Consider the following 24,877-nt stretch of genomic DNA (forward strand, 5'->3'; position numbering starts at 1 on the left):
AGGTTGACATGTTGCATCATGAAGTCAAACACCGCATTGAAAGCGGAATTGCAAGTTCTGAATGTATTGTTCATGAATTCTCTGGTGGCACGGATCACTATTCTGTCATTGTGGTTGCTGACGCCTTTGAAGGCCAATCATCGTTGGCACGCCATCGTATAATTATGGATCTGTTTCAAGCCGAAGTTGCCACAGGCGAAGTTCATGCACTTTCTATTAAGGCACTGACCAAAAAACAATGGGAACAAGAAAAACACAAATATGTAGCAAAACCACTTTAAATAAATTTTATAAAATAATGAGGAGTCTTCTGTGAATACAGACTGGAAAACAAAAATTGAAAACGATGTTAATGCCAACGAAATTATGATTTATATTCGTGGTACCCCCCAAGCACCTCGCTGTGGATTTACTGCAAAAGTCATTCGCACTCTCAATCAACTTGGCAAACCCTATCATTTTGAAGATATGGATAGTGACCCCACATTGTGGTCTACTCTTAAAGAAATGAACAATTGGCCAACATCTCCTCAAATTTTTATTAAAGGAGAATTTGTTGGTGGCTGCGATATTTTTGTAGAAATGTTTCAGTCTGGCGAACTGCATGAAAAACTTGGAATTTCTAAGTAAACAACAATGTTTACTTGCATTGTCTCTTTAGAAAAAGAAAACTTCCTGATAAGCTGTGTTTCTACTGTTTTGTCAGGAGTTTTTTTATGGTCATGCATACTTTTTTGCGAAGCTCATATTTTCCTGTTTCATGTGAAGAATTATTTCAATGGCACGAACGCATTGGGGCGTTTGACCGCATGGTGCCACCGTGGATGCACTTAGACATGATATCGCGCAATGGCACCATTCATAATGGCGATGAGGTGTCTTTGCGCATGCACTTTGGTCCATTTTCACTTGACTTTAAATTTTTGCACCAAAATTATATTGCAAATAGCCAATTTCAAGATGTACAAATTAAAGGCCCTTTTTCGTATTATGCCCACACCCATCGCTTTGAAGCCGTAGAAGACAATAAATCTAAAATTACAGATATTATTCAGTACAAATTGCCGTTAGCAAGCCTGTCGCATTTTGCCACCAAACATTTTATTGAAGATAGGTTAAATCGATTATTTACCTACAGACACCGCACGTTAAAATGTGATTTGTTTTTGCACTCAAAATACTCGCAAAAAAAATTAAAAATTTTGATTACAGGCGCTTCTGGCTTGGTGGGCAGTGCTTTAGCCCCATTTTTAACGACTGGTGGCCATACGGTGATTAAACTGGTGCGAAGTCATCATAAAAGTGCACAACAACCCAAACAAGAAAACGTTGCGTATTGGGATTCGGAACAAAAATGTTTTTTAAACCCAGAAATCTTACAGGGCCTCGATGCCGTGGTGCACCTTGCTGGCGAAAACATTGCCGCTCACAAATGGAGCAACGAGCGCAAACAACAACTGATTGATAGCCGCGTGCATTTTACCTCGGTGTTATGCAATGCCTTAACACAACTCAAAGCACCTCCTAAAACGTTTATAGCGGCATCAGGGGTGGGGATATTTGGAGATAGAGATTACGATGACATTTTGCACGAAGACTCGAAGCCCGGTGAAGGATTTTTAGCCAAGCTTGCGCTTGATTGGGAAAATGCTGCAGACGGCGCCCGCAATGCCGGAATCAGGGTGGTGCATTTGCGTTTTGGCACCATTGTGTCACTTGCTGGAGGGGTATTAAAAAAAATGTACACCCCTTATCGCATGTGCTTAGGAGGACCATTTGGCTCGGGCAGGCAAATGATGTCTTGGATCGCTATAACCGATGTTTTAGGGCTTATTTTATTTGCCATCACAAACCCAAGCATCGATGGCGCCGTTAATGCCGTAAGCCCCCATGCATTGAGCAACGAACAGTTTTCGCAAATGCTGGCACAAGCCATGGGACGCCCTAGTTCGTTGCGCATCCCTGAGCTGGTGGTAGAAACCTTATTTGGCGAAATGGGGCGAGAATTGTTGCTCTCAGGACAACACGCCAAACCGATTAAAGCCACCAAACATGGCTATGAATTTTTGCATGGCCACCTGCACGATGCTTTAACGTATTGTTTGGGGGTGTAGTTTTTAAATTTTTGCAATAGTTTTTAGTTACTTAAACGCAAAAAAGCCCTCTAAATAAGAGGGCTTTTTGAGCTTATTAACGTTTGTTAAGCGTTAATTAAAATTGGTATGCCATGGTGAGGTAAGATCTCATCATAGTGTCTTTTTTATCAGCATCAGCAGATTTGCCTTTGTCACTGAATATAGCCTTATTATTTTTAACATGTTCAAAGTTAAATGCCAATTCAAAGCTGCTCACTGCATAGCCCACAGAAAACGCCATTTGCTTTTTGTCGTAGTTTAAATCTGTTGTTGTTGTATCACCATCAGTCAACTTGTTCATTGCATAGGATGCCGCATAAGTGAGGCGGTCGCCTTTTTGCAACATACCAGTGAGATAAGCTCCTGTATCGCCCGCAATACCAAAACCCATTAAAGTGGATTTTAAGGTATCATTGTTCGCAGTACCATAAACAATGTTTGTATCTGTAGCAGACGTTGCAGCAGCTGACATTCCACCCTTTGCATCATCTACTTCATACCAGAAACTCACACCATTGGTAGAGAGCACACCCTTGTTGCCAAAAATGCTTGCGTGGTTGTACACAACCGATGCTTCCATATGGGAGACATCTCTTGCTTTAGTTTTACCAGCGTCTGTATAAGCCTTTTCTTGGGAGCCATAGTAAAATTTTCCACCAATGGATTGGTTGTCATCCACATTGACAGTTGCTGCGACGTGTGCAGCAAGACCTAAACTCTTACCTTTGCCCTTAGTGATGTTATCAGCATCATTTATGCCTTTAACAGCAGAATCAACAAAATAGGTTGTAATGTTATTAAATAAACCCGCACCAAGCTCAATATTTGCCATTTTGCCTAATGCAAGAGTTTCTTTAAGGTATGCACCATCTTGACGTCCGTAACCTTGTGGCGCCCAAGTGATATCGGCAGCAGTGAGATCGGCACCGCCAATGCGGATACCGCCCATTGACAATGTTGTGGTAAAAGTATTATCGCCCGATTTTAAAGTGAGCGCATCGAGGTTTAATTGTGCGCGACGGATGTCAAATGCATTGCTATCTTTAAATGCAACTTCTAGTTCACCGCTGGCAATGCCGCCGGCAACCTTAGTTTTCACGCGAGCTTTGTCAATAGCAAAATCTGGTTTATCAGAAGCCGTAGAATTGCTAGTATTCATATTTAATTGAAAGTTACCACCAGTGGTAATCTTTTTATCCATATCTTGTGCAACAGCAGCACCGCTTAGTGCAAGAGTAGAAGCAGCTAGAGAACGTAAAACGATCTTTTTCACAAATAACTCCTTAAGTAGTAATGAAAAACTTTATATGAGCATAAACAAAAGCCATAAAATACTCAAAACTAATACTAAGGCAAGATAATTTACGTAGCAACCTTTGTCAATACGACAGCAAAATTTTTTGCCCACTGCATAACGTCAAAAAAATAATAGACGAGATAAATTTTTCTTTAATAAAACTGCAATTAATTTTTTTATAAAATTTAATAATTATTTTTAATTTTATAGGCAAGTGTTGCCCATAATTTTAATTGCCAAACGCTTGCGTGATTTTTTAACTTAAAAAAAAATACAGGTTTAAGTATTGCTCTCGTGAGCTAAACGATTTTTTTCAATTTTTTTAATGACTAATATCGATAATTCGACCATGGCATACATGGGAAGTGCCACCAAACACAAGCTAAGTACATCTGGGGGCGATAAAATTGCCCCCACAATAAAACAGGTTAAAAATGCTATTTTTCTATTATTGACTAACACTTTTGAAGATAAAATACGCGCCATTCCCAGTAACGATAATACAACAGGAACTTCAAACACCGCACCAAAAACAAGCAACATTGTAATTAAAGAATTAAAATAATTTTCATAAGTAATCATCACATGTGCATATTGACTTGCCCACGATAGCGCGTTTGAAAAAAAGTACGGAATAATTAAAAAAAAGCCAAAAGCAATTCCAAAATAAAAAAGTAACACACTGGCAATTAATGCAAGGCAGGCAATTTTTCTTTCGTGTAAATACAAAGCAGGTGCCACAAATTTCCAAACTTCTCTAATGATAAAAGGCAAGCTACAAGAAAACGCAACCAAAAAACAAATTTTAAAATTCACCATGATCACTTCAAACACACTAATTGAAGATAAATTTTGGGTAATATCTTGTTTCGTTAATTCACCTAGCACATTTTCATACGGTTTTTTTAAAAAATTTAAGATGGGTTGCATAAAAAAAAATGTGCCTGTTGTAAAAACAAATAACCAGGCAACTGCGCGCAATATGTGTTTACGCAATTCTTTAATATGCGCAACCAACGACATCTGTGTGCTTTCTGTGCCCGCAAGCACCGCCTCTCGCTTTGCTTTCCGTTGTAGCCCGGCATTAAACAATGAAGACATATAGTGCAATGGGTTAAACTTAAAACCTGCCATGTTTATTTTGCCTCCAACCAATTGCGCCCATTTCCCACATCAACAACCATTGGCACTTTAAATTGCACCGCTTGTTCCATTGCGTTTTTAAGAATTTTATAAACGTCTTGCGCTTCTTCTTGCGGACCTTCTAACACCAATTCATCATGCACTTGCAAAATAATTTTGGTTTTAAGCTGTTTACTTTGCAATTGCTTTGCAACAGCAAGCATGCCTAGTTTCATAATGTCTGCTGCTGTTCCTTGAATTGGCGAGTTGATGGCCATGTTTTCGGCAAGCTTTGCTTCAAGAGGATTTTTAGACTGTATGGCAGGAATTGGCCTTATTCTGCCAAAATATGTTTTGACAAAACCATTGGCATGCGCTGCTGCGCGTTGCGCGTCTAGGTACTTTTTGACGCCAGCAAAGTTTAAAAAATATTTTTCAATAAATTTTTTGGCATCTGGCAATGTAATTTTTTGTTGCTTGGCTAAGCGTTGTGCGCCCATGCCATAAATAATTCCAAAATTGATTGCTTTTGCCTTGCTGCGCTCATCAGCAGACACCTCATGCAAATCTTTGCCTAAAATTTGTGCCGCAGTTTGCCTATGAATATCGGCGCCCTTGCAAAAGGCATCAATCATTGTTGGATCATCCGACAAATGCGCCAAAACTCGCAGTTCTATTTGTGAGTAATCTGCCGTAAAAATGGTGTTTGCATGCTGCATGGTTGCAATCGCTGCACGCACAAGCTTGCCCCATTTTGTTTTAATTGGAATATTTTGCATATTGGGATCGGAGCTTGAGAGCCTTCCTGTCGCAGTGCCAATTTGATTAAAATGCGTATGCACTCTACCCGTTGATTTTTTAATCAGTTTTGGCAGCACCAGCACGTAGGTGGATAACAATTTAGAAAGCTCACGGTGTTGCTGAATTTTTTGTACAAAAGGGTGATCGTCAAACAACTCCAACACTCCTGCATCGGTTTTGTAACCTTGGGTGGTTTTTGCGAGTTTGCCTTTGTAACCTAAACTTTCGTGCACTTTTAATTGCTCAAATAACACGTCACCAAGTTGTTTAGGACTCGTAATTTTAAATGGCGTTTCCACAGACGCATAAATATCTTGCTCTAATTTTATTAAATTTTCTTGAATTTCTGCGGTTAAACTGCCCAAATATTCGGCATTAACATAAACTCCACTGCGCTCCATGGCATTTAGTAAACTTAATATTGGCATTTCTAAATCAAAAAATAATTTTTGTAAGTCTGCATTACTTTTTAATTTATCTTGATAAAACAACCAAAGTCTTAATGTGGCATCAGCGTCTTCGCAGGCATATTCAGTCAGTATTGATAACGGAACAGAAAGCATTGAATCGCGTCCTGTTTCTTTACCAATTAATGCGCTTGTTGGAATTTTTTGATATTGAAAATGTTTAAATGTTAAAAAATCTAAACTAAACCCTCCTTCTGCAGGGTTACAAAGCCAGGCGGCTACCATTGTGCAGCATAAAGGAGCTTCGCCAAGTTCTACACCCACATTTTTAAGCATGTGCATGTCAAACTTTAAATTATGCGCCACACACATTGCTTTGCGTTGCTTGAATGCCTCCCGCAACCCTTGCCACACATCTTGTGGCGAATATTCTGGAAATAGAGTTTCATCAGAAAGTAATGTACCACCACGCATATGCTGACTATGCGCCGCAATATAAAAAGAGGTGCCAGGGGTAAAACACAACGAAAAACCAATGGGTGTATCCTCAATAATATCGAGCCCCGTTGTTTCTGTATCAAATGCAAACCATTGGGTGTCAGCATGCGCAATTTTTGCAAACAGTTCGTTGAGATGCTGTTTAGTTACCACAAGTTGATAATTTTTGTTTTGCCATAAAAACGAATTTTGGTTATTTTCTGTATGTGTTGTTGTGTGTAACGTTAACTCTGGGTCTTTTGTCTCTGCAGTTAACACGCGCAATAAAGAATGCATGCGCAGTTGTTCTAAACTTTTTTTTGCACCCTGACTTGCTTTTAAATTTTCAAATGTATAGCGCAAAGAAAATTCAGAAACATTTAACGGAACAGAATTTTTAATTGTCACCAAATACTTTGAAAGCAAAGCACTATCTTTATGCAATTCTAATGCAGTTTTGGCTTTTTTATTGGTTATTTTTTGTAAATTTTCATACACATTTTCTACACTGCCAAACTCTAATATTAATTTTGCCGCCGTTTTATCGCCAATGCCTTTAACACCAGGAATATTATCAACTGCATCGCCAGTAAGAGCAAGCACTTCAATAACCTGATGAGGCGGCACACCAAAATAATCTATTACCTTTTCTGGGGTGATAATATCGTATTCATCGCCTTTTTTTAAAGAAAACAAACTAATGCGATGATTGATAATTTGCATGAAATCTTTATCTAACGTCACTATAAAAACATCACCATAATGCTCAAAAAATGCTGCAAGGGTTGCGGCAACGTCATCGGCTTCAAATCCTGGAATGGCAAACGATGGAATTTCCATCTCTTGAACAATTTTTTGAATGAGGACTATTTGCGGAATAATTTCTGGGGGAGGAGCACCGCGGTTTGCTTTGTACAGCGGATAAGTTTCATGGCGAAATGTTTTTTCTTTCAAATCCCAACACACCGCAAAGTGAGTTGGTTTTTGCTCTCTAAAAATTTTAATCAAAACTTTTAAAAACCCATATACAGCGCCAACTGGCGTGCCATCCTGTGCTGTTAAGCGCGAACCCATTGCATAAAAAGAGCGAAACAACAAAGACATGCCATCAATGATAAAAAGACGTTGTGGTGTATTTTCCATTATTTTTCCAAATTTAAATTGGTTTGTAATCTCTTATAAAATCTTTGGTAAACCTAAAAATCTCAAACTCCCTACTTATTCTGCTTCAAAATAACTTGGCGTAGGGGTGGGACGAAGTAAAGGAAATAGCACAGTATCTTTAATGTTTTCGCAGCCACAAAGAATCATTGTTAACCTATCAATACCAATTCCCACTCCAGCAATTGGCGGAAATCCGTGTTCCATGGCAGTTAAAAACTCTTCATCAATTGGCATGGCTTCATCGTCACCATGCTCACGAGCGCGCATTTGCTCTTCAAAACGTTCGCGTTGATCCAGAGGATCCACGAGCTCCGAATACGCTTTCACCAACTCTACACCATTTACCAAAAACTGGAAGAAATCGACGTAGTGACTTTCTGTTTGATTTCGCCTTGCAAGTGGCGCCATTTCAACGGGGTATTTCACTAAAAAACATGGCTGAATCAGTTTTGGACGAGACACTTTTTTATACAAAGAGTCTACCATATTGGCCCAGCCTAAGGTTGCAATATCGTCGTCTAAGCGAATATTGCGTTGTTTAATTTGCTCTGCAAGGAGCTCCTTGGTGTTAAATTTTTTAATATCAATGCCACAATCTCTGGCAATAAGTTCTGAGTATTCGTACACAGGCCATTCGCCAGAAAAATCAATTTCTTGACCACCAAGCGAAACTTTCACTGTGCCAAAAATTTTCTCAATCAAATTGCGCATCATCCCTTCTACAAAACCGCGCATACTCTCTGCGTTAGAGTACGCCGCATAAAATTCTAGCATAGTAAAATCTTGCAAATGGGTTGCAGAAATACCCTCATTGCGAAAACTGCGGGCAAACTCAAACACTTTATCCATACCCGCACCAATGCAACGTTTTAAATACGTTTCGCAGGCAATGCGCATCACACATTCAATATCTAATGCATTATGATGCGTATAAAACGGACGCGCCAATGCTCCAGAAGGGGTGGTTTGTAAAATTGGAGTTTCAACTTCAAGATACCCAGTATCTTCTAAATATCTCCGCAGAGTTTTTACAATTTCAAAACGTTTTTGAAACACATCACGCGAAGTGGGGTTCATAATGATATCGAGATAACGTTGACGATAACGGGTTTCGATATCTTCGATGCCATGATACTTTTCTGGAAGCGTGCGCAAACATTTGTTGAGCAATTTCCAGCTCGCAACCCTAAGGGTCAGTTCACCAGTTTTGGTGACAAACATTTCACCTTCAACACCTACAAAATCACCAATTGACACATCAGCAACAAAGCTCTCAAATACCTCTGGAGACTCTTCTGTTTTGCGCACACAAATTTGTACTTTTCCGCTAAAATCATAAATATGTGCAAAAAGTATTTTTCCCATTGTGCGCATTGCCACGATGCGCCCTGCAGTGCTCACACCTTTAACACCTTCAGAGAGTGCGGCGACTTCTGCAACAGAATGGGTTTTAGGGTAGTGATCGGCTAAGTTTCCTTTTTCTCGTTGTTCTAAAAATTTAGTTTTTTTAAGTTCAAATATAGAATCTGACATACCTTACGTCCTTTTGTTTATGTACAAAGACACGACACATGTTTTTAATAAAATCGCAACAAACCCGACCAATACGATGCTAGGTCCCACGGGCCAATTAAAGCCAAACGCAAACAAAACACCGAGCAATCCTCCAACAAGGCTTAATAAAACAACCCGCAAGGAAAATACACTCCGAGGTTGATAAACAATTGTTGGTAAGGTGAGCAATGCAGAAATCATGAGCCCCCCCACAGCAAACAATCCCGATAGAATGGCTGCAGTCAAAAGAACTGGAAACATTTTCTCAAGAAGTTTGACTTTAAAGCCCGCTATTTCTGCAAATTCGGGATCAGAAAGCCATGCGTCCCAATGTTTTTGTAACCCAACAATTGAAGTTAAAATAAATAAAAACACTCCAGCAAGCACCAACACATCATGCCAAGCCAGAGTGAGCACATCACCAAATAAAATACTTTCGGGGTTAATACGAATGTCTGGATAGCTTGAAATTGCAATAATTCCGATTGCAAAAAAAGAGGTTAAACAAATAACTGCCGAGGCATCAGGCGGAATCCGCAGTGTTTTTAAAATCCACTCAGAAATTAATGCCCCAAAAAGCGCGGTCACACCAGCGCCACCTAACACACAAACCCAAAAAGGAAGAGACGTTAAATTTGCAATAAAGATTCCGGCAATCACTCCCGGAAAAACCAAATGCGACAGAGTATCTCCCATATAAGCACGCTGTTTGAGCACGACAATTGGGCTTAACGTGCCGCACATTAAAGTAATAAAGACTGTTGCTGCAATTGCTGTTTGTGCAAAGCTATAATTAAAAATTTCAAAAAAATTGCTAAGGGTTTGCAGCATAAAAAATGCCTTTATTTAAGATTATGGTTTTTGCAGCTCTATACATAATATTTAATTAAATTATTACGGTAGATCGGGTTTGATCGTGTTTTCGGGTAAATGCAATGCTTCGCGTTAAATAGTTTTTAAAATTCTCCAAGTGGTGGTCAACAATAAAAATACACACCTTATGATCACATGCAAGCTGCTCTAATGTATCCATGAGCTGCTGCTGACAACATGTATCTAAGCTTGCTAATGGCTCATCTAAAAACAGCATTTTAGGGCACGATAAAATTGCTCTAACAATCATGGCACGTGTTTTTTGTCCGCCACTGAGCTCATGAAAACTGCGATTTTGATACCCAGCAAGTTGCCACTCAGACAACAATGCTTCAATATCTTCGATATCTTTCGCTGTAAAACGATATTGTGGTCCACGCCCCTGTTTGATAAAATCTAATACCGTAATATGAAAATATTTATTTACAGCATGAGACTGCGGCACGTAACCAATTCCTTGTGAAATATTGTGCACAGTTGGAATGGGAGCATCGTTAATCAAAACGGACCCAGCCATAGGTCTAATAAGCCCAAGCCATGTTTTTAATAATGTTGATTTTCCGCACCCATTTTGTCCTAAAATCGCATAAATTCCTGGCTCAGAAATTTCACCTGAAAACGGATGAATTAAGCTTGCTTTTTGTGGATAACCAATGACTAAATCTTTCCAACTCAAATAACTCATATCAATTCCATTAAGTAGGCAATTAGTCTTTTAAAGCGTTAATAATTGTAATTAAATTATGACGCCACATTGCGGGTGCTGTGTCGGCATCCGAGTTTTTGCCTCCAAGGGAATCGCCATACAAAACTCCCCCAACTTTAACTCCAGCCTCATTGGACACAGTTTTTATGTTGCGCATATTACCCGTAGATTCAAGAAAAACCGCAGAAATATTTTCTTTTTTTATAGCTGTAATGATTTTTTTTAACTGTTGTGCAGTAGGGGCGGCGTCATCGGATAGACCTAAAATACTATAAATTTTAAAATCAAATTCTGCTGCAAAATACCCAAGTGCATCATGATTGGTGGCAATCACACGTTTTTGTGGTGGCAAAACCTCAGACATTTTTTTGAGATGCGCCACCTCTTTGGTTAAATAACTCAGATAGTGTTCTGTGCACTGCCCAAAATTATTGGCCTCACTGGGCAGAGCAATTTGCAGTTGTGCTGCGATTTTTTGCACAGCCTTTTTAGTAAGCTCCGGTGACTGCCAAATATGAGGATCATACAATAGTTCAGAATCATGATGGTGGTGTTTTTCATCTTTGTGTATTTTTGCCAGAGGCATTCCTGCTGTCACAGAGAGCCATTGCTGCTCCGCTTTTTTTGTCATTTTATCTAGCCAAGGTTCAAACCCAGAGCCAATTGCAATCACAATTTGTGCTTTATCTAAAGCGATTCGATGTTGTGGCGTCATAAAAAAAGAATGGGGATCGCGCCCAACTGCAATTATAGAATGAGTTTCAATTTTTTTTGAAAAACAAGATGCTTCTTGCACAAGAGTTTTTAAGTAAGGAATTGTTGTGACAATTTTAATAGGTTGTTTTTCGGTTGCAAAAACAGAATGACATATAAAAAATAATATCACATTTATAACATATAAAAAAATTGAGTTTGTTTTCATAACTTAATATTGAGTCCATCGGTTAAAGAGTCTTTGTACGCCCTTCTAGCGGGCACCAAACCCAAGACACAGGACAAAATAAGAACAAGGAGTAAGTAATAATACTCATGTAATTGTACTGACAAAAAGGGAACAAAAACACCAAATTTTTCTAGCAAAATGGGTTGCACGATAAAAACAGCAATGTAGCTTAACATATAACCCAGTACACAACCTAATACACCAAAGATAAAAGATTCAATCACCAGTAAGAACACGACCGATGAGATTCCTGCGCCTACAGCTCTTAAAATCGCCATTTCACGGCGGCGCGAATCCAATGCCGCATACAAAGAAACCATCATGCCAACCAATCCAATAACCACAACCAAACCAGACACCAACTGAAACACCACTTCAATATAATCAACAATTTGCCAAAATTGATTGAGTGTGACTCCAGGAATAATGGCCATAATTGGCTCTTTTGTATAGTTATTAATATCACGCTGCATCCCCAAGGCGCCAATACGAGAGCGCATCCCCAACAAAAATGCAGAAAGTTCTTTTACTTTAAATTGTTCATCGCGGTGAGATGCCTCGCGATGAATTGCTTCGGTGCCTTCTAGCGATATAAATAATGCCCTATCAACAGGAGTTCCTGTTTCTTTTAAAATTGCAACCACCAAAAAAGGATTTTCAGAATGATGGTGGATAGAAGGTCCATCTGCAACACCATGAGATAACTCTATACGATCACCAAGTTTTAGGTTTTTCTTTTTTGCAACATCGGCCCCTAAAACAACATCAAAAATTTTTTTTGGGAGTGTGCCTTCTTTTAATTCTATCCACTTGTTTCCATGAAATCTATAATGTTCATAAAAATTGAGATCGGTTGCCACAACTCTAAAACCAAAAAAACTATCGCCAAATGATAATGGTATGGTCCATTTTACTGCAGGATTGTCTTTTATTATATTATAAGTTTGCCAGCTCACATTGTGAATGGGGTTGCCAATGTGAAATACAGAGTATAATAAAAGTTCCATCCCACTACCGCGGGCTCCCACAATCAGATCGGTTTGACTTATAACACTAGAAAAACCTTCTTTTGCGCCATCACGAATTTTTTCGACCGTAAGAAACAGCATCACACTCAATGCCATCGAAAACACAATTAAGAAAAAAGAAATTTTTCGATTCCAAAGAGATTTTATTGCAATTTTAAATAGAGAAATCATTGGACAACCCGATTTATTTCTGGAAGATAAATCTGTTTATTAAAATAAGATTTTAAAGATTGATCATGACTTACAACCACAAGAGTTGTTTGTTGTTTTTCGCATTGAGCAAATAATTTATTTAAAAAAAATTCTTTTTGTTGCGCATCCAACGCACTGGTTGGCTCATCACAAATTAGTAATTTTGGATACCCTAATAGCGCGCGCGCTGCAGCAACCCGTTGTTGTTGTCCAATAGAAAGCTCTGTGACTTTTTGTGTTAAAAGATTATGTATATTTAAACTATGTGTGATTTCGTTACAGCGCTCACCAACAGAAAGTGGATGAATATTTTTTGCCAGGGACTCGTTTAAGAGAGAAGGCAAAAGAATATTGTCTTTTACATTTAAATAAGGAATTAAATTAAACATCTGAAAAATATAACCAATATAATTTGCCCGCAACGCATCTCTCTTTGCCGCTTTGAGTCCCACGCACTCAATATCAAATATTTTAACAGAACCATGTTGCACCGTAATGATTCCTGCAATAATGCTTAATAATGTTGTTTTGCCGCAACCACTAGGCCCATACAAAAAAACTTTACTTCCGGTTGCAATTTCTAGTAGTTCAATATCAAGAACAGGTTTTTTATTTTTATAAAAGTATTTTAAGTTTTTAATAGAAATATCAAACTGACTCATAATTTCTAAAACCTTAAGACAAACAGTATTATTAATTATTTTGCAGTTTAAGCTCAGAGTGTTGCATAATTATATTAAACAAGCAACAGATTTTTTATTTAAAAACAAAATTCATTAACAAAGTCATTTACTTGACAATAAAAAATCTTGTATATTTAAAACAAATTAAATATACTAAAAATTAAATCTTATTTTATTTTATTTAGAAAGTGAGCGTTATGAAAGAAATTAAAAAAAATTCCCTTTTTGCGTTACTTGCAATGACCATGTGTATTATGGCAGCAAAAGCCCACGCTGCGGGTTCTGCAGGATGTGGGTTGGGGTCTGTTGTTTTTAGGGATAATAAATGGTGGAAACAGCTTTTTGCAATGACAACAAACCATGCAACTTCAACACAGCCTCTTGGCATTACGTTTGGCACATCAAACTGTGCCCCTGGACTTTTTGGAGATGCCGTCACACAAGAAAACTATTTGGCAATCAACCTCACTTCGATTCAACGTGAAGCTGCACAAGGTAACGGCGAAGCGTTAAATGGTCTTGGTCTGACTCTTGGTTGTGAAACAGAAAAACTGCAAGATTTTAACTCGTATACTCAAAATCATTATAAATCGATTTTTAATACACCTGAGGTTAAACAAATTTTAATCAATTTAAAAACAGAACTGCAAAAAGATAAAAACTTAGCGAATTCTTGCTCAGCACTAAATTTATATCATTAAATTTCAAATCTCAAAATTAACTTGAATATTTAAAAAAAATAATTATAGTATGCCAATTAATAGTTGAGAAAAATCAATTAGAATTTGAATAAGTAGTTAAACAGGCAGGCAGAAAATCGTCCGAAAACATGGACGATAAGGCCTTTAGTCGATCGAACTTTTGATGCGATTTGAATACCGCTGGATTCAATTAACCAGTTAAAAAGGATTTCAATGGACTGCCGAATAGAGCTAACAGATTTAGAATAAACTTTCTCATCACTAGAAAGAGTTTTTTTATTCCGAGAGAGTTTAATTGGTGTGTGTAATTTAGAGTTTATTTGATTCAAGTTTTTTTTAGTTGATTTGTCACAGTAAGCACGATCGGCAAAGATTTGCGAATGTTTGAAGTTTAAAAGATCATTCTTAACAGCAGTTAAGTCGTGAGTTGCGGCGGGTGTGATTTTAAAATCAATAGGTGCGGCAAGTTTTTTATTTTGAAACAAAGCAGCGAGATGAAGTTTTAACCCATAGTAAAATTTATCTTTTGAAGAGCAATAGCCAATAGCAGAAATATCGTTTGCAGTATTGCACTTGTGCGCCCGAAAACCAGTTGTGAGTATAATAGGTAAAGAGTCAATAAGAATAAAAGGTTTGGATTTTGTTTTAGGGATTTTAAATTTATTATTTTTTAAAATAAAGTTTGCAAGTTCAGGAAAGAGTTTACTTAAGCTATTAAGTCTTGACAAAAATCCTTCATAAGAAGGCAAGTGAGGAAACCAGTTTGGAATAAAATTTTTAGTGAAGTTAAAAATAGCTTTTATATTTTTTTGTTTCATTAAAACTCCAAAGATGTAAATAGTGGTGACTTCTTGGTCTGTGAACGAGGGATTTGAGTTTGGACTAATTTTTAAAAAAGAGGTTGGAGAGAGTTGAGAAAAGAAATCGCAGGTAGTAAGGTATACAGTGATGAGTTGGCTCTGCCAGTCCATTGGTAGCTCCTTTGTTAATTTTGTTTGTGCAAAAATTATTTAACAAATTGGAGCTATTTCTTCAAGCCTCACAATAACTTTCTCAACTATTAACTGGCATATAGTATTTATTTAAATTTACTTTAAATATGGTATTAAAATATTGTTAATTTATATAAAATTTTTAATTTATTTATTTGCAATATTATTTTCATCTTACTTGTTTGCTCAAGAAGAATATGCAGCAACTGAGATGCAAAATTATTTTATCCAAAAATCAAGAAATCTTCAAATTGCAAAACATCCATTATGGAGTCGTTTACTATTTTACCAAAAAAAAATTTTAGGAGATTCAAAAGGAATAATTGATAGCAAAAATTTTTATGTCTCACCAAATGGCAAAACTGACTTGACACAAGAATTAGAAGCAACCCTTAGAGCGTTTTTTAAAAACGAGCCTGATCCTAATTATTCAGCACAATGTCTATTTCCACGTAGAACGAAATGGCTAAAAGAAATGCTTGATGACAAAAATTTTCAAATTCCAACTAAGCAGTGCCCAGAATTAGAAAAATGGATCTCCATGCTCAATCCTAAAGGAGTTGTTCTTGTTTTTTCTTCGTTTTATTTAAACAATCCATCGAGTATGTTTGGCCACACATTTTTAAGAATTCGCAATTCTAATAGTGCTCTCACAGATTATGGAATTAATTTTGCAGCAGTGCCCGATACCGATAATGCACTCATGTACTCTCTGAAAGGACTTTTTGGATTTTTTGAAGGCTACCTTAGCATTTTACCCTACTCTTTTAAAATTCAAGAATACAACAACTCCGAAAGCAGAGATATCTGGGAGTATGAATTGAATTTTAACCAAGAACAAAACTTAAATTTAGCATTAAGTATTTTAGAAGTTGGCAATCATAACATTGATTATTATTATTTTGATGAAAATTGTTCTTTTATTTTACTCGCACTTTTAGATACAATTGATGAAAATTTTAAATTTTCTGATAAGTTTACATTATGGGTTAATCCTGCAGACACAATTCGAGTCATCTCTTCGCATCCCAATATGATTAAATCTATTAACTTTAGACCTTCTGCCGAAAAGCGTTTTCGGTATCGGTATCAACTGTTAACCCCACACGAAAAGCAAGTGCTTCAATCAATACTAAAACAAAAACAACAACTCACTTTACTTACTGAACGGTTGCCACCCCAAAGTATTGCCAAGGTTTTGGATGGATTACTCGAATATATCGATTACGAAGAAAAACTTGCAGGCACTGAGACTGCTAAAAAATACTCACAACTCAGAGACGATGTTTTAAATTACAGGGCATCGCTAAGAATTATTTCGGATGTCATGCCAAACGAAGCACCACCTTTTGAGCGCCCCGATCAAGGTGCAGCAGGAACAAGTATTGGTATAGAGTCTTATTACTCAACTCATCATCAGGCTGAATTGCAGTTTGAATTTATCCCTGTGCTCCACACATTAGATAGCCCTTCTCTAGGATACCCCAAAGACGCACATCTCGAATTGCTTTCAACCGCGTTACGTTACAATATAAATGATCATGCACTCTCTCTTAGCAAAATACATTTGGTGAATCTTGTTTCGATCCCACCCTTATATCCACCATCGTATCCGATTGCCTGGAATTTAAATATTGGCGCAGAAGAACTCAATGCATTCAAAAATAGCAACCAATCCTCAGCGGAGCTTGTGTATTTTGCTAAGGGAGGCGCTGGTATGTCGCTCCAATTCCAATGGCTGCAGTTTTACGTCTTGCCACAAATTGGTTTTGCTTACCAAAATAAAAAAAACTACGGAATTGCAACAGGAGGTTTACTGGGGTTTATTGTTAGACCAGCAGAGACATGGGTAGTTTTCACCGAAATAAATTGGATGTCTCATTTGAACATTTTAAATTCTTCATGGAATGAAAATTTTTTAGCAGATATGTCTTTATCTAAATTAACTTTTAATAACTTAAAAATGACAATATTTGCTCGGTATAATAGTGCTACAACCGATTTAAAATTTGGCTTTGGTGTTTTTTTTCATTTTTTTTAATTTTTTTGGTGCCAAAACTTTGAAAAATTTTCATTTCTATGAGAATGATTATTTCATATACTTTAAGCGGGATCTTCACAGATCCTATTCCTAATGTACGCTTTGACTGGAGCCCTTTTATGGTAAAAAGTGAACTCATCGAAATTCTTTCTTCAAAAGCAGATGTCACCTCCCCGCAGGCTGAAGAGCTTATCAATATGTTTTTTGATACCATTTCAGAAGCTCTTACTGTTGATGGGCGTGTTGAAATCCGCGGTTTTGGCGCATTTACTGTGCGTAAATACAAATCCTATGATGGACGCAATCCAAAAACAGGAGAAAAAATAGAGGTACCTGAAAAAAAACTCCCTTTCTGGAAAACAGGTCTTGAGCTCAGACAACGCGTGGATGGATTAGGTTGAAAATCACTGATGTCCAAATTGGCAAAGTAAAAATTCCACTAAAGCGCCCTTTTAAAACGGCTTTACGGACAGTTTATTTTGCAGAGGACATCGTCATTAAACTGAAAACACACTCAGGAATTACTGGATTTGGAAGTGCTGCTCCAACTTTTGCCATAACTGGCGATTCCCAAGATTCTATCGTTTCTTGTCTTGTTCATCATTTAAAACCCAAAATTTTAGGCATGGATGTTGCGCATATCGAAAAATTAATGGCCAACATCCATTCTTCTATTGTTAATAATACCTCTGCATTATCGGCAGTTGACATGGCGTTGTACGATCTGCATGCGCAAGCATTAGGTGTGCCATTGTATCAACTGCTAGGCGGTTATCGTAATCTTATATTTTCGAGCCTGACAATTAGCGCCAATACTCCAGAAGTGATGGTTGCTGATTCTCTTGTGGCACTTGATGAAGGTTTTTGTGATTTAAAATTAAAACTTGGCGCAAACTCTGCACTCGATCTCAAATGCGTGCAAGCAGTTCGTCACGCTGTTGGCAAGCAAATAAAAATTTGTGTTGATGCCAACCAAGCGTGGCAACCAAAAGATGCTGTGCGAATTATCAGAAATTTTGAAAAATTGGGCTTGGACATCGATTTTGTCGAACAACCTGTTGCCGCAAAAAAAATGCGCGACCTCAGGTTTGTGAAAGAACACGTGAACACCAATGTGTTAGCCGATGAATCTGTCTTTTCGCCTTATGATGCATTGCAAATTATAAAACTCAACGCTGCAGATATGATTAATATCAAACTCGCTAAGGCTGGAGGGATTTATCTGGCTAAAAAAATATTAAATATCTGTGAGGCCGCTGGAATAGAATGCATGGTTGGCTGCATGCTTGAAAGCCAAGTTGCCGTCACGGCGGCAGCACACTTTGCAGCCGCTCACAAATCTATTTTACGCTGCGACCTTGATCCACCAGCACTATTGGCAGAAAATCCTGTAGTGGGTGGCGTTTCTTTTGATGGAAATATGTTAAGCCTCAGCAACCGCCCTGGTCTTGGAATTCAAGACATCATTGATTTTCAACCAATTGCTAGCTAAAGCGCGTTGCTGAAAATGTTACTTTTTTAAAAATAAATACCCAATGTTCCTTTCATATTCATTGGTGAAATCATTCTATTTTTACCTGCAAACGGATATTCAAACTCTGCGCTAAAATCAACAGGAATTCTATATGGCAAACCGCTCACTTTGGTGCCAATGCTTGCAGAATAATATTGCTCGACACCATGATCGGGATGCATACTGCTATCACTCAAATAAAATTGATCGCCAAAGGTATAAATTGGCATGTTATTTAAAAATGCTTTGGCTGCAATATTATATTTAGCCTGCGTATAAAACCCAAGCCATTTGTAGCTTTCTGAAATATTGCCCACACCCCAGGCTGCTTGCACAAAGCCCACATGATGCAACCCTTTGCGCGAAAATTTAAGCGTATTTAATTGTTTATCACCATCTGTGACTGTTGGATCGGCGGTATTGAATGTGGTGTTATCAATCATGCTGGTACGACCTAACTCCACTTCATTTAATGAATATTCTGAAGCATGTTGCCAACTGAAAATAAATCCAGGAGCAGGGACATAGTCTAAGTTCCAACGCACTATCAAATCGTACGTACCACCACCTGTAATTAAAGTGTTGTCACCACCTGTAGGACGCATGGCTGAAGCCAAATTAAACTTTCCCGTTGGAAAACGCATCCCACCACCAACAGACAAATATAATGGAACCTGCATCAGTGGCGATTGTTCAGAAATCACACTCCAAAGAATACCAACTTGAATATCACCAATACCTGTTGCTCCAGAGGTTGGCTGCGAGGCTGTGAGTAAAATATTACGCACTTGCGATATAATGGATGATGTACTTCGTAACGTAACAGTTTCACCAGTAGGAAGAGTGAGTGGTAAATTAGCACCAATGCTTCCGCCATTATTAATATGATTTAAGCACGCATCTTTTGTTGAAGCACCGCCACAGAGAGCTGCATTAATTTGCGGGAGCTTTGTTGCAAGTTTATCTATCAAATGATCATAATAATGTTTGTACATTTCTGAATTTGCTGCAACCGTATTGCCATCCATTCCAAGATTATGCACATTCACAAACGGCAAACCAATTCCAATCGAAATAGAATTTGTAAGCCCATATTGAATAAGAGCTCCTGTAATAAGGCGTTTGTAGTCTAAGCCATTGTTAACTTTTTTGCCTTCACTATCAAAGCCCATGGTTCCAAACGAATACGCCACAGGCATTTCTACTTTAAAAATGCCTTTAGGAAGAGTTTTACCTGTTGGCAACACTGCAAAGCGAGGAGCAGGACGTTTTTCTTCGCCACCCCCACCTGCAACTTCGGCAGTGGGATCAATTTTAGAATCTTGCTGCGCACTTAAATTATTATTTTGGACTATTAATTTTTCGGGCAACGCGTGCACAGAAAAAGAACTTGCTATTAATCCTAAAAGTGAAAAATACTTAAGTGAGATGAGTTTTTTTTGTATAATGCGCATTATAAACCCTTTAATAAATTACTATTAAAATATTTTTTATAAATTAGCCAACCATTAGACAAAGAGAGAAGAGGTTAAATACAAAACAATTCATAACACCTCAAAAAAAAATTTGCAAGAATACGTAAATTTAATTAAGACTTGCAAGAAATTTAGATTAAGGATATTAAACTCAAAGCCAACAAATTAGCAAGAGAAGAAGAGGTTGGCGCAGAGTTATTTTAGAGGCACTCTACGCAGTACAAGTAAATAAATAACCATCAACTTTGATTGTGTTATTAAAAAAATTATTAACAAACAATACTTAATTAAAAGGTATTTTTTATGAAAAAAGCACACACTGCGTTTTCTCGGTCAATTTTTTTATCTGTATTTACTCTTGTTGGCTGTGGCTTTAAAGGCAATACCAATATGCAAACTGAGGCTCACCAATCAAGCCTTAAAGCCGATGCTGTTTCTAGCTTATTTGGCACACCTTTACATTCTGATCCTAAAATTAATGTATACAGTTTAAAAAATGCTTTAATTAAAGCTCCTGATCATGTTTCTCCAACAGGCAATAACACAGAAAATTATGATAAAATAAAATCTGCTGCCCTAAAATATGTAAACGAAAATATTGCAAAATCTGATGCCACAGAAATAGTGAGCATTACAAAATTTGCTGATGTATTAAAAGACTCTGGATTTGATGATAGCTATTATGATGCATCCAAAGTCAACGAAGAAAATTTTATCGCCATTCCTTTTCTTGAGCAAAATTCTGAAAACGTAACAGATTTAAGTGAATACAAAACTCGTACAGGTATTAATAACGAATCTAAATTTAAAGTGTATGGCACAAAAAATGGGAAGTTAGATAAATCTACTTTTGCTGAAGGAACAGTGTATCTGTTTACTTATAAACTCAATAACTCAGATGTAAAACATTCTGCGATAATTACAGTCCCTGATTCTTTGAGTAACGAAAATCAGTTACCGTTAATTCTGTATGCGCATGGTGGCGATTCTGGTGTGTCATTTAGAAATATAGCACAAATAATGCAAAGTAATTTAGCACAAGGGATTGTTGCAGCTCCTACGTTTCCGGGCGAAGCAATTTGCGCTATCACAACACTGGGCGGCACACAACAAAACCTGCTTCGTAGAAGTTGCGGGGATGCAAGCGACAATGTTGAAAATCCTGTGCTTGTCATAGAAGGCGTGCGTTCTCCGCTTCATGAAGATGTGAACTCCTTAATTGGTGTACACAATGCCATCACAAAATTGGCGTTAAATACTGTCCCTAATAAACCTACAATCAAATTCTCAGATAACACCATTGATCAAAACTTTAAAAATCAATTGAGCTTTTTACGCTTTAATGCAAAATATTCTGCTATTTCTTTTTTAAATAGTCCGCAAACCCTTGGCGTTGCAGCAAGCCGTGGTGGGGCAACCTTACTGGCTACAATAGGTCGAATTGGTATTTATTATGAAAATATATTTAAAGAATTGCTAACTTCAAAAGAGCAAAGTTTAAATTTTAATTTTATAGAAAAAATTCCTAAGCTTCCCTTACTCAGTGGCGCGGCACTTTATTATTCTCCTTCTACACTACTAATGGGTGATTTTGCATTACCATTTCATTATATATTACGGGGGCATTTATTTGATTCTAGCGATTACAACAGGTTCCCAATGGTACCCGATCTCAATAAAAATCCATATATTGTCAATTATCGCAACGCCCCAGCAGACAATCACGAACAAGAACTTAATAATCTTGCAGGCTGGCTTGCGGCATCGGATACAACATTTTTAGGCCCATATTTGTCTGTGGCCATGCAAAATTGGACGTACACAATTGATTCTCTCTCAAATAAATTAAATGCAAATATAGAAGAACAATTCGCAAATTCAGACAATAAAAATCTTGTTGAAACACTTCAAAAATCTGGAGCGATGAGAAGCGGTACTCCAAGTATTCAGGGTATCATCGCGCAACTTCCAAAGCTAAAAGACACAAACGAAGCTCATCATGCACAAGCCCAAAAAGTTATCAAAGACATTTTTACAAAATCTATTGGAGAACGACAATCTGCGCCAGGCTCTATTATTTTGTTGCATGCCACCCACGATCAAGTGGTGCCTTATACGCAATCGTTAATTACAAAAAGTATTTTGGATAAAGTTTTTGATTTAGTGCACAATAAAAATAGCAGCGAATCTCAAAAAAAGCTGACGTCATTTCGCATTCCTCCATTGGGGGCACAACTGTTTGCGTTTCAGCCAGAAGATAAATTTTATACCGTAGTAATGAATACTAAAACATTAGACAATAGTATATGCACAAAGGAGAATAATACATTTAATCAAAATAAAAATGCATGTTTTGGTGGAACACGGCATAGCTTAGCGCATGGCGATGCTGCTTTTGCAACAAGTGCATTGATTAATCAATCTGCAAGCAATCAAGAAGGGGTGCTAAAAAATATTTTAAAAAATGGCATTCCTACTGCTTCAAATATCCAGGATATATTAGAAAAACTCGATGGTGGATATAGACAAGTAGAAAAAAAATTACAAAAAGAAATAAACAATTTAAAAAGCGAAATTGAAAATCCCACTACCAATATCGCAACAAGAAAAGCAAATGAAACAAATATTTCAAAAGCTCAAAAAGAATACAATTATCTTACAGTAACAAAATTAAATACCACGTGTACAACAGAATCCCCCTCTGGAGTGTGTTACTTAAAAAATGGACCGCAATTTCATCGGCCTCTTTATCTTGATGGTAAGCAAAATGACTTTTTAATAGATAAAAAATGGGATACCACTGCAGCTTCGGCGCAGTCTCCTTTAACCCCATCCGATGTGCTGGGTGCGTGGTTTGCAAGTGCGGCGCAAGAAGTGTTAACACAGTAAGATTTTTTGCTAACGCAATAACTTTTGCCCAGTCAACATTAGTTGAACATTTGGGATTGCAGTTAAGTTTTACCTGAGAACATCGATATGCTTCTTACTATTAAGCAAATACGAGTTCAACATGACAAAATTTAACAGCAGTTTTAAAAATTTATTTAATATATTGGTTGAGCTGCGGCAAGAGTTTAACTGTTTAAGCCTTGAGACCGAAAATTTAAATGAAATTGCGATGAACGCCGCGGTCACTGCAGGACAAACAGGCAATTCAATAAGAATTTATACAGAAATATCAAATCAAATCGCAAATTCTTCAAAAAAAATGAAAAACTTTATAGATAAAAATCGAAGCGAAGTTAACACAATTTTAAATTTAACTTTAAAAATTCTTTCAAATAATATGATGAACAATAAATATTTAGAAACCACAATGGGTAACTCAACAAAAAATAATGCAATTTTATTAAAAGAAAAATTAGATAAAATAAATTTGTATGACTTAAAAATTTTTGATGATTTGACTTTTCATGTTTACAAAACTAAAGCATTTTTAAAAACAATACTGCAACTGCAATATAAATTATTTGGTTTATACAATTGCTTAATGATTGAAGCTATTGAATTAGAAGCAAGTTCGTATACCGCAATCAAAACATTGAGTGATAGTTTGTATAAATCTTTTGAAATGACAATTCCTTGTTTAGAAAATTTGTTTGCAATACTTAAAAAAATATTAAGAATCATTAAAAATTTGAGCTGAGGAAAGTATGCTTAAAAAAATTTTACATGATCAAGACAATTGCAAATGGGTGATGTTTGGCCGCGATCCGCAAAAGAAAAATAGTGTGATTGATACCAATGAATATGCAATTATTGTTAACAACGAAGCTATACTTCTTGATCCAGGGGGTATAGAAATTTTTCCTGCAGTGCTTACTGCAGTTTCTGAAAGCCTCGACATTAAAAATATCAAAGCTTATCTTTGCAGCCACCAAGATCCAGACATCATGTCATCTCTCGCTTTATGGCTGGGCCTTACGCCTAATGCAAAAGTTTATATATCTTGGTTGTGGAGTAGTTTTGTTGCCCATTTTGGTGGCGAATATGTCGAAAACTTTATTACTTTGCCAGATGAAGGAGCGCAATTCGAGCTCAATCACAAACGGTTTGATTTTATTCCTGCGCACTACTGTCATTCGTCAGGAAATTTTCATTTTTATGATCCTGAGGCAAAAATTTTGTTTACTGGTGATATGGGTGCGGCATTGGTGCCTGGTGATTACCCCTTGGTTGTCGAAGATTTTAAAGAACACATTCGCTACATGCAAAAGTTTCATCAACGCTGGATGCCTTCTAATGACGCCAAAAACAAATGGGTAAATAGAGTTAGAAAATTAAATCCCAAAATGCTGTGTCCGCAGCATGGTTCAATTTTTACCGGAGAAAATGTAAAAAACTTTTTAGATTGGATTGAAGATTTAGAAGTTGGCAAAGTAAAATCATAAACACAAAGGGATTAACTTATGAGTCCAGAAAATAAAAAAACAAATATTGAACAGGTCTTAACTCATTTTTTATCGTCAGAAAAAAGTGTCGAAGACCTATCAATCACTCTGAATAAAATTGAAAAAATGATTTTTACAGTTAGAGATATCTCTACCAAAACAGACTTACTGTCATTAAACGCCTCCATCGAAGCTGTCCGCGCAGGGCAGTCCGGCAAAGGATTTGCCGTTGTGGCAGATGAAGTGGCGCGGCTAGCAGAAAAAACGCAAGAATCCATATCAGAAATCGAAACAGCGTTTGATTCTTTTCGCGATGGCTTTGATGGTTTGAGAGAGGTCTTTACAAAAACAAAAGAATTATTAAAAGAATCATCTTATTAAT

Annotated in this window: 22 protein-coding genes; 11 read left to right on the top strand and 11 right to left on the bottom strand. The window is 37.1% G+C overall.

Features of this window, described 5'->3' with window-relative positions:
- The first annotated feature begins 8 nt into the window (after positions 1-8).
- From Spiro2_RS07595 to Spiro2_RS07605, 3 genes are all read left to right on the top strand, one after another.
- Positions 9-281 (top strand): BolA family protein, encoded by a 273-nt coding sequence (locus Spiro2_RS07595; RefSeq protein ID WP_338635101.1) that lies wholly within the window; start codon positions 9-11, stop codon positions 279-281.
- A 31-nt stretch (positions 282-312) separates the two neighbouring features.
- The gene (locus Spiro2_RS07600) at positions 313-630 is read left to right on the top strand and encodes a glutaredoxin family protein (RefSeq protein WP_338635102.1); all 318 of its coding nucleotides are present in this window, start codon (positions 313-315) and stop codon (positions 628-630) included.
- 86 nt (positions 631-716) lie between these two features.
- Positions 717-2,114: a TIGR01777 family oxidoreductase gene (locus tag Spiro2_RS07605; protein ID WP_338635103.1), complete on the top strand. Its 1,398-nt coding sequence runs from the start codon at positions 717-719 to the stop codon at positions 2,112-2,114.
- Positions 2,115-2,211: 97 nt separating this feature from the next.
- Here Spiro2_RS07605 and Spiro2_RS07610 read toward each other — a convergent pair whose 3' ends face one another.
- The 9 genes from Spiro2_RS07610 to Spiro2_RS07650 form a co-directional block, all read right to left on the bottom strand.
- Complete coding sequence (locus Spiro2_RS07610; RefSeq protein WP_338635104.1) at positions 2,212-3,408, bottom strand: hypothetical protein; 1,197 nt, start codon at positions 3,406-3,408, stop codon at positions 2,212-2,214.
- A 303-nt stretch (positions 3,409-3,711) separates the two neighbouring features.
- Positions 3,712-4,566 carry a twin-arginine translocase subunit TatC gene (gene tatC / locus Spiro2_RS07615; RefSeq protein ID WP_338635105.1) on the bottom strand — a complete coding sequence of 285 codons (855 nt, stop codon included), beginning with the start codon at positions 4,564-4,566 and terminating at the stop codon, positions 3,712-3,714.
- Between the two features lie 2 nt (positions 4,567-4,568).
- Positions 4,569-7,382 carry a DNA polymerase I gene (polA, locus tag Spiro2_RS07620; RefSeq protein ID WP_338635106.1) on the bottom strand — a complete coding sequence of 938 codons (2,814 nt, stop codon included), beginning with the start codon at positions 7,380-7,382 and terminating at the stop codon, positions 4,569-4,571.
- A 75-nt stretch (positions 7,383-7,457) separates the two neighbouring features.
- Positions 7,458-8,936: a lysine--tRNA ligase gene (gene lysS, locus Spiro2_RS07625; RefSeq protein ID WP_338635107.1), complete on the bottom strand. Its 1,479-nt coding sequence runs from the start codon at positions 8,934-8,936 to the stop codon at positions 7,458-7,460.
- Positions 8,937-8,939: 3 nt separating this feature from the next.
- Positions 8,940-9,788, bottom strand: a complete 849-nt coding sequence (locus Spiro2_RS07630) for a metal ABC transporter permease (RefSeq protein ID WP_338635108.1) — start codon at positions 9,786-9,788, stop codon at positions 8,940-8,942.
- Positions 9,789-9,843: 55 nt separating this feature from the next.
- The gene (locus Spiro2_RS07635; RefSeq protein ID WP_338635109.1) at positions 9,844-10,515 is read right to left on the bottom strand and encodes a metal ABC transporter ATP-binding protein; all 672 of its coding nucleotides are present in this window, start codon (positions 10,513-10,515) and stop codon (positions 9,844-9,846) included.
- Positions 10,516-10,537: 22 nt separating this feature from the next.
- Positions 10,538-11,458 carry a metal ABC transporter substrate-binding protein gene (locus tag Spiro2_RS07640; RefSeq protein WP_338635111.1) on the bottom strand — a complete coding sequence of 307 codons (921 nt, stop codon included), beginning with the start codon at positions 11,456-11,458 and terminating at the stop codon, positions 10,538-10,540.
- Positions 11,455-12,678, bottom strand: a complete 1,224-nt coding sequence (locus Spiro2_RS07645) for an ABC transporter permease (protein ID WP_338635112.1) — start codon at positions 12,676-12,678, stop codon at positions 11,455-11,457. Before Spiro2_RS07645 ends, Spiro2_RS07640 begins: the two co-directional genes overlap by 4 nt.
- A complete protein-coding gene (locus Spiro2_RS07650) occupies positions 12,675-13,361 on the bottom strand; it encodes an ABC transporter ATP-binding protein (RefSeq protein ID WP_338635113.1) in 687 nt (228 codons plus the stop codon). The genes Spiro2_RS07645 and Spiro2_RS07650 overlap by 4 nt, the downstream gene beginning before the upstream one ends.
- A gap of 218 nt (positions 13,362-13,579) precedes the next feature.
- On the opposite strand from Spiro2_RS07650, the gene Spiro2_RS07655 reads away from it, so the two are divergent.
- Positions 13,580-14,083, top strand: a complete 504-nt coding sequence (locus Spiro2_RS07655; protein ID WP_338635114.1) for a DUF3015 family protein — start codon at positions 13,580-13,582, stop codon at positions 14,081-14,083.
- Positions 14,084-14,160: 77 nt separating this feature from the next.
- Here the strand turns inward: Spiro2_RS07655 and Spiro2_RS07660 are convergent, their stop codons facing one another.
- On the bottom strand, positions 14,161-15,054 hold the full coding sequence (locus tag Spiro2_RS07660) for an IS982 family transposase (protein WP_338634920.1): 894 nt from the start codon (positions 15,052-15,054) through the stop codon (positions 14,161-14,163).
- 142 nt (positions 15,055-15,196) lie between these two features.
- On the opposite strand from Spiro2_RS07660, the gene Spiro2_RS07665 reads away from it, so the two are divergent.
- From Spiro2_RS07665 to Spiro2_RS07675, 3 genes are all read left to right on the top strand, one after another.
- Entirely contained in the window at positions 15,197-17,116 is a 1,920-nt protein-coding gene (locus Spiro2_RS07665) for a DUF4105 domain-containing protein (protein ID WP_338635115.1), read from the top strand.
- A 119-nt stretch (positions 17,117-17,235) separates the two neighbouring features.
- The gene (locus tag Spiro2_RS07670) at positions 17,236-17,517 is read left to right on the top strand and encodes an HU family DNA-binding protein (protein WP_338635116.1); all 282 of its coding nucleotides are present in this window, start codon (positions 17,236-17,238) and stop codon (positions 17,515-17,517) included.
- Positions 17,514-18,608 carry a dipeptide epimerase gene (locus Spiro2_RS07675; RefSeq protein WP_338635118.1) on the top strand — a complete coding sequence of 365 codons (1,095 nt, stop codon included), beginning with the start codon at positions 17,514-17,516 and terminating at the stop codon, positions 18,606-18,608. Before Spiro2_RS07670 ends, Spiro2_RS07675 begins: the two co-directional genes overlap by 4 nt.
- 26 nt (positions 18,609-18,634) lie before the next feature.
- Here the strand turns inward: Spiro2_RS07675 and Spiro2_RS07680 are convergent, their stop codons facing one another.
- Entirely contained in the window at positions 18,635-20,083 is a 1,449-nt protein-coding gene (locus tag Spiro2_RS07680) for a hypothetical protein (RefSeq protein ID WP_338635119.1), read from the bottom strand.
- A 324-nt stretch (positions 20,084-20,407) separates the two neighbouring features.
- Here Spiro2_RS07680 and Spiro2_RS07685 point away from each other — a divergent pair, with 324 nt between their 5' ends.
- The 4 genes from Spiro2_RS07685 (at position 20,408) to Spiro2_RS07700 (ending at position 24,876) form a co-directional block, all read left to right on the top strand.
- A complete protein-coding gene (locus Spiro2_RS07685) occupies positions 20,408-22,993 on the top strand; it encodes a hypothetical protein (RefSeq protein ID WP_338635120.1) in 2,586 nt (861 codons plus the stop codon).
- Positions 22,994-23,114: 121 nt separating this feature from the next.
- Positions 23,115-23,750, top strand: coding sequence for a hypothetical protein (locus tag Spiro2_RS07690; RefSeq protein WP_338635121.1), 636 nt, complete (start codon positions 23,115-23,117; stop codon positions 23,748-23,750).
- 7 nt (positions 23,751-23,757) lie between these two features.
- Positions 23,758-24,495, top strand: a complete 738-nt coding sequence (locus Spiro2_RS07695) for an MBL fold metallo-hydrolase (protein WP_338635123.1) — start codon at positions 23,758-23,760, stop codon at positions 24,493-24,495.
- An 18-nt stretch (positions 24,496-24,513) separates the two neighbouring features.
- Entirely contained in the window at positions 24,514-24,876 is a 363-nt protein-coding gene (locus Spiro2_RS07700) for a methyl-accepting chemotaxis protein (RefSeq protein ID WP_338635124.1), read from the top strand.
- The last annotated feature ends 1 nt before the right edge of the window (position 24,877 follow it).

The sequence above is a fragment of the Spirobacillus cienkowskii genome, assembly GCF_037081835.1.
GTDB classification, from domain to species: Bacteria; Bdellovibrionota_B; Oligoflexia; order Silvanigrellales; family Silvanigrellaceae; genus Silvanigrella; species Silvanigrella cienkowskii.

Excerpts from the sequence above, each read along its gene's own strand:
- Spiro2_RS07595 (WP_338635101.1), top strand. The coding sequence starts at position 9 with ATGTTGCATCATGAAGTCAAACACCGCATTGAAAGCGGAATTGCAAGT.
- Spiro2_RS07605 (WP_338635103.1), top strand. The coding sequence starts at position 717 with ATGGTCATGCATACTTTTTTGCGAAGCTCATATTTTCCTGTTTCATGT.
- tatC (WP_338635105.1), bottom strand. The coding sequence starts at position 4,566 with ATGGCAGGTTTTAAGTTTAACCCATTGCACTATATGTCTTCATTGTTT.
- polA (WP_338635106.1), bottom strand. The coding sequence starts at position 7,382 with ATGGAAAATACACCACAACGTCTTTTTATCATTGATGGCATGTCTTTG.
- lysS (WP_338635107.1), bottom strand. The coding sequence starts at position 8,936 with ATGTCAGATTCTATATTTGAACTTAAAAAAACTAAATTTTTAGAACAA.
- Spiro2_RS07630 (WP_338635108.1), bottom strand. The coding sequence starts at position 9,788 with ATGCTGCAAACCCTTAGCAATTTTTTTGAAATTTTTAATTATAGCTTT.
- Spiro2_RS07635 (WP_338635109.1), bottom strand. The coding sequence starts at position 10,515 with ATGAGTTATTTGAGTTGGAAAGATTTAGTCATTGGTTATCCACAAAAA.
- Spiro2_RS07640 (WP_338635111.1), bottom strand. The coding sequence starts at position 11,458 with ATGAAAACAAACTCAATTTTTTTATATGTTATAAATGTGATATTATTT.
- Spiro2_RS07645 (WP_338635112.1), bottom strand. The coding sequence starts at position 12,678 with ATGATTTCTCTATTTAAAATTGCAATAAAATCTCTTTGGAATCGAAAA.
- Spiro2_RS07650 (WP_338635113.1), bottom strand. The coding sequence starts at position 13,361 with ATGAGTCAGTTTGATATTTCTATTAAAAACTTAAAATACTTTTATAAA.
- Spiro2_RS07655 (WP_338635114.1), top strand. The coding sequence starts at position 13,580 with ATGAAAGAAATTAAAAAAAATTCCCTTTTTGCGTTACTTGCAATGACC.
- Spiro2_RS07660 (WP_338634920.1), bottom strand. The coding sequence starts at position 15,054 with ATGGACTGGCAGAGCCAACTCATCACTGTATACCTTACTACCTGCGAT.
- Spiro2_RS07670 (WP_338635116.1), top strand. The coding sequence starts at position 17,236 with ATGGTAAAAAGTGAACTCATCGAAATTCTTTCTTCAAAAGCAGATGTC.
- Spiro2_RS07680 (WP_338635119.1), bottom strand. The coding sequence starts at position 20,083 with ATGCGCATTATACAAAAAAAACTCATCTCACTTAAGTATTTTTCACTT.
- Spiro2_RS07685 (WP_338635120.1), top strand. The coding sequence starts at position 20,408 with ATGAAAAAAGCACACACTGCGTTTTCTCGGTCAATTTTTTTATCTGTA.
- Spiro2_RS07690 (WP_338635121.1), top strand. The coding sequence starts at position 23,115 with ATGACAAAATTTAACAGCAGTTTTAAAAATTTATTTAATATATTGGTT.
- Spiro2_RS07695 (WP_338635123.1), top strand. The coding sequence starts at position 23,758 with ATGCTTAAAAAAATTTTACATGATCAAGACAATTGCAAATGGGTGATG.
- Spiro2_RS07700 (WP_338635124.1), top strand. The coding sequence starts at position 24,514 with ATGAGTCCAGAAAATAAAAAAACAAATATTGAACAGGTCTTAACTCAT.